Origin of the sequence: Endozoicomonas atrinae, assembly GCF_001647025.1 — a bacterium.
Taxonomy (GTDB): Bacteria; Pseudomonadota; Gammaproteobacteria; order Pseudomonadales; family Endozoicomonadaceae; genus Endozoicomonas; species Endozoicomonas atrinae.
In genome coordinates this window covers 1-558 of record NZ_LUKQ02000759.1, presented here as the reverse complement: position 1 = coordinate 558, position 558 = coordinate 1, and the positions used below count along the sequence as shown (strand labels likewise).

Here is a 558-nt window from a genome sequence, read left to right as displayed (position 1 = left end):
GGCAGTGCGTTCCATGCTGGAAGCCGGTGAATGCTTTGCCCGACTGAGGCCTCGGAAACCATCCGATGGACTCAGCGTGCCTCTGCAAGTGCAGCTACTGGAAGCGGAGTTTGTTCCCTGGGATTACAACGACGATCTGAAAAGAGGTCATAAGATCCGGGCAGGGATTGAGTTTAATGCGGTTGGTAAGCGGGTCGCCTACTGGATGCACCGGCAGCATCCTTTGGATTACACAACACTCGATACGGCAGATCTGCGTCGTATTCCAGCGGAGCAGGTACTGCATCTTTATGAACCATTGCGACCCGGTCAGTTAAGAGGGCAGCCATTGCTGACTCAGGTTTTGCTACGGATGTTTCATCTCGACAAGTTTGATGATGCCACGCTATTGAGGCAGGAAATCGCCAACCTGTTCACCGGCTTTATCACCAAGCCCGCTCCGGATGGTGAAAAGGTGGATCCATTAACCGGTCGGCCTATTGTTTATGATCTGCAAGGTGTGCCCATGGTGGCAATGGAGCCTGGCACGATGCAGGAACTCTCGCCGGGGGAGGAGAT

The 558-nt window shown here is 53.9% G+C and carries 1 protein-coding gene; it reads left to right on the top strand.

The features are described 5' to 3' along the window. The coding region (locus AK963_RS30475; protein WP_139117843.1) for a phage portal protein at positions 1–558 on the top strand (558 nt) is incomplete at both ends.